Below are 9,880 nucleotides of genomic sequence, written 5' to 3' on the forward strand. Positions count from 1 at the left end.
AAATAATTGAAACATGAGAAAGGGTGTCAGGCACCATGTGAAATTTCACATGGTGCCTGACACCCTTTTCCCTTTTATCACCTTATTAACCTGTTTCTTGGTTGCTTTTTAGTTGGTCATAGATTTTTTGATAGGCGGCGGCTTCTTTTGGTAATCCTTTACTTTGGTACATTTTGCTGATTTTTCGTACTGGTGAAGGATTTTGTGGCTGAAGTTCCATTTCCCAGTAGAAGCAGTCAATGGCCTTATCGAATTGTTTAAATTCCGCATAGTAATCACCTAATTCCATCATGCGATCAGGATCTTCCACTAATTCAACCATTTCATTAATTTTTTTCAGCACCTCAGATACCGGATAATGCCTCCCAATAGCTAAAAGTTTATTGTGAACTTCTGAAATATCATGTTCGTTAAGCATATTGACCGCCAAGTGAAAAATCTTATCTTCCAATTGCTTGGTATTTTCCGTGTGGGAAAGGCGTGCCAACAAAGGAGCAAATTCGTCAAAGTGTGATAGAACGAAATTGGCATCGCACTTTTCCCAAATGATTTCGAGGGTATCATCATAGGAAGACGGCAGATCATGAATAAATTTGAATAGGCATGTGGCTGCTTGCTCAACATTTCCTTTTTGAATCATCTTTTCCAAAATCACTTTTGAATCAGGTAACACTCGGAACGGATTGATGTTTACCTTACCTAAAATGAGCATCCATTCCTCCATAGGGACAAAGTCGGTCGCAATATCCGTATACTTCTTAATGGTTTGAAGGTCTTGAGGCCGATTCACATGTTCCAGCCATAGTAATAACGCAGTTAAATGATCTTGTTTACATAAGATGTCTTCTAAGATCATTCGTTCATTTGAAGAAGATCGATTTTTGAAACAGTTTAATTCTACAAAGAAGGGATCCTTTTGAAAAATGGTTGGGTAGTCTAAGGAATGGTAAAAGTTGTGGTAGGAATTGAATTCGTGTGAATCCAGTCGTTCCTTGGCAGATGTTAAGGAAGGTGCAAAATCGCATAAAATTCGGATAACCTGATAGGCTTTCATAAATTTCCCGTTTCTTCTAAGGTGAAAGAAAATCTTATCAATCATTTCAATTATCCATGCTTTTTCGAAAAAGGAATCGAGAGTTGTGGTAATGTAGGCTACTTCCTGTAAAGAAAAATGAAGCTGTAATTGGGAGAAAAGTTTATGTTTATTTGGTAAAGAAACGAATTGCTGAGGGATTAAGGCGGTTAAGATGGGATTAGAAGATTCTATGACAATGCCTTCAAGCAGCGCTTTATGAATAAATGTGCCTTCTTCTATTTGATCAAGTATAGCTCCGAAAACAAGTGAGTTTTTATAGTAAATTAGATAGTATTTTTCACTATCTCCGGTTACAACCTCAATTACCTTACTTCTGGCAAAAATGGCCGCTCGAATGACCTGTCCTTTTATGGCATGCTTTTTATTCTTAATGGAAATTTCCGTTGGCATCATCAATTCTTTATTCATTTTCCTATTGCCTCCCGTCAATTTTGTACTCTTGTTAGGTTTATTATACCATATGTCAGTTATGTGGAATGCGGATCATCAACTATTGCCTTGGTGTTTATCGAAATGGTAAAAGGTATGGCAGATTATATGCCATACCTTCTGTTGCTAAAATGGTTTTAGAATCATAAGAGCAATGATGATTAGAAAAATTACATTTTCAAGGTTTTCGAATTGAAACAAAACCTTTGATAATTGCCAATACTCTTCAGGAATATCTTCACCTTTATGGGCGGCCAATAGTTCTTTAACCGGTTTTGACCTTGGCGAAAGGACCAGAGGGCCAATTGCAAGCGCTGCCAAAAAGAGTACAAGGCTCGTTACATACCATCCCATACGAAATAGGACGGGATTTAAAATACCCATGGTCAAACCTGTGACAAGTAAAAGCGTGCCGCCAACCATCACAAATATATGTAATTTATGCCTAATTTTATATGAATGTCTTAATTCGGTCATTGTTTTTCCCGATTTGACCACAGTCGTTAAAATAAATCCTGGCCCCATTCCCAGTATAGCTGAAAATATATGTATGAACACTACGACTTTGTAAAATGAAATCACTGTGCCAACCTCCATTATCTGCTTGCTCCCATTTTACCATAAACAATGTGACTACAATGTGATATCTTGCTCAGCGATAAAGTTTTATAGACTTTCCGCCATTAATTTCTCACATTTAAAATGGTATAATGTAAGGAAACTAGGATTTTCTGTGCGCCTAAAAGGGGGCAGCTACTATCAATAAATTCTTTAAATTCATCTATATTTTTATAGGATTTCTAGCACTCGGTCTTGGCATTTTGGGAATCATTTTGCCCTTATTACCCACCACCCCACTCTTACTTTTAGCATCATTCTGCTTTGTGAAAGGGTCCGAGCGTTTTGAACACTGGTTCAAAGGAACAACCATCTACAAGCGTCATTTGGAAAACTTCGTAAGAGAGCGTGCGATGACCTTACAGCAGAAATTAACCATTCTCCTATTTGCCGACGTCATGATCGCTATTGCCTTCTTCTTTCTCGATCGGACTATTTTGCGGATTATGCTATTGCTAATTGTGGCCTATAAATACTATTATTTTATTTTTAAAATTAAAACAATCCAGGTTGGCAAGGCCAGCCAGAATAATTCAAAATAAAGATGGCACCATCCATACTGTTGGATAGTGCCAGGTTGTGATCTACTTTAGATCAAGAACCATATATTCATCATCGTAATAAACACCGTCTACGATAAGTGCCCTTTCCTCCACTCCGAATGTTTTAAAACCTAGCTTTTGATAAAGCCTCTTTGCCTTTTGATTACTTGCAATGACACCCAGGTTTATTTGTTCAATCGTTTTGATCTCTTTCGCTTTATTAATTGCTTCTATCATTAACGCCTTCCCTATCCCTAGACCCTGTTTCCTTGGGGTGACATACATGGCAAAAATATTTGCCCGATGTCTTATTTTCTTCCGGTCTTCCTGCAGTAATGTTACAACTCCAATCAGTTCATCATTCTCAAATGCTCCAAACGTGTAGTTTCCGTTTGTGGAAAAATTACGGGCAGTTTGTTCCACTGCATCTTCCCTTATTACAGATTCTTCATAGCTTGTTAAAAATGCCTCCGGATTTTCCTTTAATGCTTCTAAACGTAACACCCAGTAGCTTTCGGCATCTGATGGGTTTAGTAATCTAATTTCCATGGCATGATCCCCTTTTGTACTATTCGTTTTTAACAACACTAGATTCTTTATTCTGACGAAGGGCATTTATCGGAAAATCCAATTTCTCATTTCTTTCGTGATCTAATTTGGACCATTCCTATTTACTTTCAAAAAACTACTGGAGTGCCTGATAGGCTGAGTTGTTCTTTAAGATATCTACTATGTTATGGACTAACTCCGTCATTTCTGTCCCATCCGTACTCTTATCACATTCCGACCATTTAAAATGGCGGATCCCGTCATTAATCCAAATCGTCAATTCATAGCTTTCAAATGTTTTTTGCGTACATTTGGTTGAAAGCCTTTTGTCACCCAAGAAATTAGAAAGAATCATCTGTTTGTAAATTTGGTTCAGTTCTCCTTTTGAAAACTGAAAATCATCTATGACGGTGGTATTGCCATTTGATACGTTCTTAATAACTTCTTGATTTTTGGTATCGATTTTGTTTTTCAAACCTACACCATATTTTAGCTCAAAGGCAAAAAGATCTTGTTTCTCAACATCGTGGGAAATGGTTAGTAAATCACTTATATCTGGACATTCTTCTAAAGTATATTGTGTTTGCGTATTGGATTCCTGCTTTCGAATCCCTTTACAGACGTAGCTTCTAACCTCTCCCCCGCCAAACTTATCCTTTGTTGAGTCTATTTTAATTGCTACCTTGGTCCCATCAAATTCTAAGTCTTGAAAAATCGGATCCCCTTCAATTGTATATTGAGTAAGTCGGATCATATCCTTTTTTCCGTTCTGTGTATTTTTCACAAAAAGATCTAACCGATCAATATTTTCCAAACCTCCATGAATATTAACCACTTCATTTTTAGTTGGTTTTTTAGGGTAATCAAATGAATTGGATTTAGCTAATTGGCAACCAGTGATAAACGTACAGAACAATATAATAAATACCATTAGGTTTGTTCTTTTTAACATACTACTCACTTCCTTTTAATAGAAGAGACGAGATAATCCTTAAGAACGTTTCTTGACCATCTTTGATACATTTCATTCACCTCACTGGTTGGAATACTATTACGTATTAAATTCATAAGTTTGGACCGAAAATGACATGATAAAAATAAAAGCAAAGAGGGTAATGACTTGAAAAAACTGCTAACTGGTTTGTTTGCCACTATTGTCTTTTTCTCTGTGAGCATACAACCACCCATAAAAATAAATACTGTCAACGCACAACGTAAGCCGATTCCCCCATATGCGAAGTTTGGAACCATCGCAATGGAGAAAACCCATGAAAAATATCCGAATGCTAAAATCATTGACTATCTTCATATTGGGAGAGTCCCCGGCTCACAATCCTCAACTGAAAAATTCAAACTCTGGCTAAAAGATAACGGAAAAGAATTCGGCGTTTTTGTAAATATTGAATTTAACAATGTAACTGGAAAAGTCAATAAAATTTCATTCAAGGAGACCTCAAGATAAACATAAGGCAGTCGTTTTCGAAAGGAGCATATTTTCAAATGTTCCTTTCGAAAACGACACTTATCCTACTACAAACTTCAAATCCATCCCCATTCCCCAATATAACTATGTAAAATATGCCACTTTTCACAATTTTACCATTTGCCTCTTTTTATTTCTATTCACTATTTTTGATAAGAATGCATACCTGCCAAGTACGAAAGACAGTTCCAATATGAAAATGAATAAAAATATGGACCGTTATGTAACACCTTGGTTCATCTGAACGTTTTTATTATTGATAGCAACTCGGCAGAGAAAGTAGGTGCACAAACTATGCCTGACAACAAGAATTCACAACATGAGAACCAAGGAAACATGGATTCCATCGAAGAAATATGCCACGCAACGTGGGAACCGGTTTACCGATACATCTATTATAAAGTTCAAAATCGGGAGGAAGCAGAAGATATCACGCAAGAAACCTTTGTAAAGGCCCTTTCTTATTTAAATAGGGGGAACGTTCATCCCGATAAATATATTGGTTTTTTAAAAACAGTCGCCCTTAATGTGCTTCGCGACTTATGGCGGAAGAAAAAACGCAGGGGCCCAACCGTTGATATTGATGTATTTCAACCAGTAGAAAATGCTGTTCCCGATCTTTCAGAAGAGAGTACACAGCGGATGATCATTGAAAATGCACTTATTCAGCTTAATAAACTTAATGAAGAACAACGAACTGTGATTGAACTTCGGATTATCAAAGGCTTCTCGACAGCTGAAACTGCCAGAATCATGAATAAAAAGGAAGTGACCATTCGTGTTATGCAGCATCGGGCATTACAGGCTCTTGCCAACATCCTTAAAAATAAATAGATTGGGGAGACATTTCGATGGAGCAAAGTGAACAAAAATTATCCAATTTTATTGATCGTTTAAATGAGGAACAAAAGCCGGATGAAGATGAACGTTCAACCGATTCCGAAGAATTAAAAGAGCTTTTTCAAACAGTCAGAATGGTCCGAAGCCTAAAGGAGCCAGCTATGCCAACACCTGGCTTTCAAATGAAATTAACAAAGGCTGTTGAGGAGAGAGTTTCCCAAAAAAAACCGGGCAAACATAAAAAATGGGTATGGTTTACTGGCATTGCCAGCATCGCGGCACTTATGGCACTTATCATCAATTTCGCTTTACCCACTGGTCACACAAATATCGTGAATGCCATGGCTGCTGCCTTTCAGGATGTTAAAGCCTATCATGGCATAATGGAAATAGCAGAAACAAATGCTTCAGGTGAATCTACCACCCAAGCAATGTTGGAGGTTTGGGCGGATCAAGATGGGCATTATTACCTTAAAGGGCTTAAAGGTCCAAATAAAGATATTATCACTATTAACAACGGGCAAAAGAAGTGGCAGCTGCAAACGAAAGAAAGGAAAGTCCACTTATTCCCAGCTTTTCCGGATGCCTATCATTTTATTTTTGAACTGGGAAATGAAATAAACGAAACAAAGAATGCCTTGTCAACTAAGGTTATGGGCGAAGAAACCATTGCCGGAAGGAAGGCTTCTATTGTGGAGGTTACCCCTAGAGGCGGCTCACCATATAAAATATGGATTGATAAAGAAACGAAGCTGCCCTTGCAGAAGCAAACGGCGATGCAAAAGTCTATTCAATACAAAGTAACCTATACAAAGATGGACTTCAGCGAGTCAATCCCTAAGGAACTCCTAGCATATCATCTGCCAGAGGGCTTTAAGGTAATTGACATAAATCCTGAGCAAGTTGTAAACGAGCTAAACGAAATCAAGGCAGCTGTTGGCTTTATACCGAAACAACCAGAAACCATCCCTACTGGATACTTTCAGGACCACATGGCTGTGATTCCTGCACAACAAATTGTAAAGACGTATTACAGCTCAAAGGATAAGGATAAGGCAAATACAATTATCCTTGTACAAGGAAAAGCGAGCGGCGAGTTTAAGCCAGCTCCTACGGCCATTTTAGGGAAACTCATTAATGGGGAAGCTGAAATTCAGTCACCTATTCAGGAAGATGTAGGAATTCTGGGCGGTGGCAGTCTTTATGCAGGTATAACGGATGTAAGCTCAATACGTTGGCAGATGGACGGCTATGAATTTGCAGTAGTTGGGGATGTTCCTTTAGAAGAACTGGTTTCGTGGACAAAAAACATAACCAGTAGTTCCTTAGAAATACCAACTGTTGAAGGGCAAATGCATCCGCAGGTTGAAGTTCCATATGACTTAACCGTTGAGGAAAATGACCAAAAAAGCGTTGATGCCGGAAGCTCTCCATGGAAACTCGACCCAGTATTTAGCGCCCAGATATTTGTCAGCCTTAAAATGTCCCCTAATGGGATTACTGGTGAGTACCCGATAACCATTGAGGAGCTTAAAGTAAGCCAAAATAATGGAAAAGAGGCCGTCATAGAGGTAAGTGGTGACAAAACACCGATTAAGAAAGTCTACCTAAAACGAATAGTAAGACAGGACTCCACAGGAATTTGGACCGTCGTTGGATACGACCCTAAATAACAATATAGAAGTATGAATAAAGGTGTCAGGCACCATGTGAAAATATGGTGCCTGACACCTTTTACAAGTTTTTCATAGTGTATGGGGGATTTTTCTTAATGAAGTATTTTGAGAAATTTAATGGAGTTTGGGCTCCACTGGTATATGTTTGTGGCTTGCCTTATTAGTGGCAAACTTTTCGGGATTTGAATTATTGGTGAGTAGTTTGTATGCATCCCACTGTGACATTAAAGGTTGAATCTGATGCTCTGAAACGACGATTCCCTTCTTTTCTAAGTGTTTAAAAATGCTTTCAGTCATTCTTCTCTACCCCTTTCTTGATTTCAATAAGACATTCTTGATGAAAAAAATCATGAGGTCTCCTTGGTATTATTATATCAGTTCCTTTAATAAATTGTAAGCGTTTTCAAAACATTTAGGCTTTTAAAATATTCCTCAACAAATGGGATTTTATTTACCCCCTCACCATCCCTTAAATCAAGGGATACTTGGTGCCCCGAGGGTTAAACTATAAGAGGTTACATCCTAAAAGAAGGCGGTGATTGCATGTCGGAGTTTGTGGAATCCATCGATTATGAAACAGGCACTTCCATTCAGACGTTCAACATAATGGAAGCGAAAAAAAATCCTGAAGGTTATGAGGTACTTTTAGAACTCGATCTAGAAAGCGGGTATGCACTGGAAGGTGTTAAGATGAACATCACCAATGAGGATTTCGTAGCATACGAAACGAATGATATTCAAGAAGTGGTTAAATATGCTTTAGGATTCTTTGAGCAAACATAGGGAGGAATACAGATGAAAAAAGCAAACAGCAATACGCAAAGGAAACCGTTAAAAAGTACTGTGATTCGGAACCAAGAGGAACAAACATTAAAGGAAAAATACAATAGTAAAGATGATGATCGAGCCTGGGAAGATGACCGCCTTTAAAGGAGGCATCTTCCGTTCACTTTTGATTGATGGTCACATTGGGTTCGCTTATTCATTTGGCCCATATACCCGACTACGGATATCTGGGGCACCAGAATCTTGCTTTTCTATTCGCTTTACTAAAGTATCCCTCATTCCTGGGGCAAGCAAATGACATTCAGAGAGTGCTGCCATTTCAGGAAAGTTCTGTTGCCTCCCATGGATCACTTGATTTACTTTTTGAATAGTCCATTGCGGATACGGTCGGTTGAGTAAAGTACATGATTGCCCCGCCTCCACTAATCCTTCTTGTAGAACGCGAAAATACCAGCCAGTTTTTCCTGTATTTTGCAATAGCAGCGCTAGGTTTTTCACTTTAAAACGGCGTGCCGGTTTCCAGCAAGGCTGTCTAGGCTGCGAAACTTGAATAACGGCCTCACCAATTTGAAAGGTATCACCAATAGCAATGGTTTCCTCTGTTATATGTTCCAAAACCAAGTTTTCCCCCATACCGCCAGCGGATATCTCGGAATTCCCCAATTCCTTTTGCCAGTAAAAATAATTTTCAAGCGGATAGGCGAACACTGCCTTCTCAGGCCCACCATGGTGCTCTAAATCACCCTGTCCATCCCCTGTTAAACCCGTTTTGCCAACCCAAATAGGCCCTTCGACAGGATCTTTAAAAATTGCACTTGTCCATTCCCGCTCCATTGGATTTACTGCCTCATTCCTACCGATTGTTTTTGGTAGCCCAACAAATACCTGCTTCAATAAAATAGCCATTTTGTTTCCTCCTAAACATTAAAACCAACACAACCATCACTTTTCTTTGTGCTGGTTCTAACTCCATTTCCCTTTGCCGAATTCCTTTTTATTCAATTCGGCAAAGGGGATTTACATCCCTTCTTGCGCTTATGTCTTTTTAAATTTCACAGAAAAAACCTTGCTAGCTTAATGGGCAAGGTTTCCTGATTGACTATACTTAATGCTATCATTTTGATCCAATTCCTGCATATTTCCTTACAGCTTTCCTCCAAACCAAAAAGCCATATTCCATTGTCGATAATGTCAGCCCCAGCCAGGTAAATAAACACGAACCAGGATAAATTTCATATGTAGAAGGTTGAATTTTTTCAATCGTTTCCATTCTCTGAGTTTCTAAACTTTTTTCGACCTTTCTACCTGTAATCCCCTGCTCTTCTACTGGCTCATCTGTCTGCTGAGAAATTTCCTTCTCATTTTTTTCAAAAGGTTCCTCACTGGGCACCACTGCCATTGACCTCATCGCCTCTGTTATCACCTTCGCGATTTCATCCTTTGAAAAAACCTTAATTGAAATCCAACCGCGTGGATCAACTTCGTACCCATATTTCTCAATGATCTCTGCTGACATATACTTACCATTCACGTAGCCATTTCCACTTGGATGTAATTGTGTTGCCAACACTTGTCCCTTTTGATGACTCTCAGGATAAACAAAGCTTACTCTTCCATTACTAATTTTCTTTTCTTTTAGTTTAAATGAATGAAAAATAGCCCTTTTTTCCTCAAAAGATAACACTTGAATGACTCCCTTCCAATTTTCCAAGGATAAGTTTTCCACTGTTACCTTAATTATACCAGATACTACTTCCCAACAATGGGCTAATCAAAAATAGCCTTATAAATTCAACATTTAATATGGAATGTTTTGGAAAAATTGGTAATACTAGTTGCACGAGTGAGATGAATATATTAT

The 9,880-nt window shown here is 38.4% G+C and carries 13 protein-coding genes; 6 read left to right on the forward strand and 7 right to left on the reverse strand.

Going from position 1 to position 9,880, the window contains the following annotated elements:
• Positions 1-85 precede the first annotated feature (85 nt).
• Together G6554_RS24735 and G6554_RS24740 are read right to left on the reverse strand one after the other, a co-directional pair.
• Entirely contained in the window at positions 86-1,504 is a 1,419-nt protein-coding gene (locus tag G6554_RS24735) for a tetratricopeptide repeat protein (RefSeq protein ID WP_166246756.1), read from the reverse strand.
• A 147-nt stretch (positions 1,505-1,651) separates the two neighbouring features.
• Positions 1,652-2,107 carry a DUF2269 family protein gene (locus G6554_RS24740; RefSeq protein ID WP_308107595.1) on the reverse strand — a complete coding sequence of 152 codons (456 nt, stop codon included), beginning with the start codon at positions 2,105-2,107 and terminating at the stop codon, positions 1,652-1,654.
• A gap of 203 nt (positions 2,108-2,310) precedes the next feature.
• Between G6554_RS24740 and G6554_RS24745 the strand changes: the two genes are divergently transcribed.
• Positions 2,311-2,685 carry a YbaN family protein gene (locus G6554_RS24745; protein WP_347564350.1) on the forward strand — a complete coding sequence of 125 codons (375 nt, stop codon included), beginning with the start codon at positions 2,311-2,313 and terminating at the stop codon, positions 2,683-2,685.
• A 42-nt stretch (positions 2,686-2,727) separates the two neighbouring features.
• On the opposite strand, the gene G6554_RS24750 is transcribed toward G6554_RS24745, so the two are convergent.
• Together G6554_RS24750 and G6554_RS24755 are read right to left on the reverse strand one after the other, a co-directional pair.
• Complete coding sequence (locus G6554_RS24750; protein WP_166246758.1) at positions 2,728-3,234, reverse strand: GNAT family N-acetyltransferase; 507 nt, start codon at positions 3,232-3,234, stop codon at positions 2,728-2,730.
• Positions 3,235-3,370: 136 nt separating this feature from the next.
• A complete protein-coding gene (locus tag G6554_RS24755; protein WP_166246759.1) occupies positions 3,371-4,186 on the reverse strand; it encodes a DUF4362 domain-containing protein in 816 nt (271 codons plus the stop codon).
• A gap of 168 nt (positions 4,187-4,354) precedes the next feature.
• On the opposite strand from G6554_RS24755, the gene G6554_RS24760 reads away from it, so the two are divergent.
• The 3 genes from G6554_RS24760 (at position 4,355) to G6554_RS24770 (ending at position 7,230) form a co-directional block, all read left to right on the forward strand.
• A complete protein-coding gene (locus G6554_RS24760; protein ID WP_166246760.1) occupies positions 4,355-4,696 on the forward strand; it encodes a YqzG/YhdC family protein in 342 nt (113 codons plus the stop codon).
• Positions 4,697-5,011: 315 nt separating this feature from the next.
• Positions 5,012-5,551, forward strand: coding sequence for an RNA polymerase sigma factor (locus G6554_RS24765; RefSeq protein ID WP_166246761.1), 540 nt, complete (start codon positions 5,012-5,014; stop codon positions 5,549-5,551).
• Positions 5,552-5,568: 17 nt separating this feature from the next.
• The gene (locus G6554_RS24770) at positions 5,569-7,230 is read left to right on the forward strand and encodes a LolA family protein (RefSeq protein WP_166246762.1); all 1,662 of its coding nucleotides are present in this window, start codon (positions 5,569-5,571) and stop codon (positions 7,228-7,230) included.
• A gap of 117 nt (positions 7,231-7,347) precedes the next feature.
• Here G6554_RS24770 and G6554_RS24775 read toward each other — a convergent pair whose 3' ends face one another.
• On the reverse strand, positions 7,348-7,530 hold the full coding sequence (locus G6554_RS24775; RefSeq protein ID WP_166246763.1) for a hypothetical protein: 183 nt from the start codon (positions 7,528-7,530) through the stop codon (positions 7,348-7,350).
• 246 nt (positions 7,531-7,776) lie between these two features.
• Between G6554_RS24775 and G6554_RS24780 the strand changes: the two genes are divergently transcribed.
• A complete protein-coding gene (locus tag G6554_RS24780; RefSeq protein ID WP_166246764.1) occupies positions 7,777-8,016 on the forward strand; it encodes a hypothetical protein in 240 nt (79 codons plus the stop codon).
• A 12-nt stretch (positions 8,017-8,028) separates the two neighbouring features.
• Entirely contained in the window at positions 8,029-8,163 is a 135-nt protein-coding gene (locus G6554_RS26120; RefSeq protein ID WP_278187296.1) for a hypothetical protein, read from the forward strand.
• A gap of 48 nt (positions 8,164-8,211) precedes the next feature.
• Here G6554_RS26120 and G6554_RS24785 read toward each other — a convergent pair whose 3' ends face one another.
• On the reverse strand, positions 8,212-8,925 hold the full coding sequence (locus tag G6554_RS24785; RefSeq protein ID WP_166246765.1) for an MOSC domain-containing protein: 714 nt from the start codon (positions 8,923-8,925) through the stop codon (positions 8,212-8,214).
• A 208-nt stretch (positions 8,926-9,133) separates the two neighbouring features.
• Positions 9,134-9,703 carry a hypothetical protein gene (locus G6554_RS24790; RefSeq protein ID WP_166246766.1) on the reverse strand — a complete coding sequence of 190 codons (570 nt, stop codon included), beginning with the start codon at positions 9,701-9,703 and terminating at the stop codon, positions 9,134-9,136.
• Positions 9,704-9,880: the final 177 nt, after the last annotated feature.

Source organism: Bacillus sp. MM2020_4, from assembly GCF_011250555.1.
Lineage (GTDB): Bacteria > Bacillota > Bacilli > Bacillales > Cytobacillaceae > Neobacillus.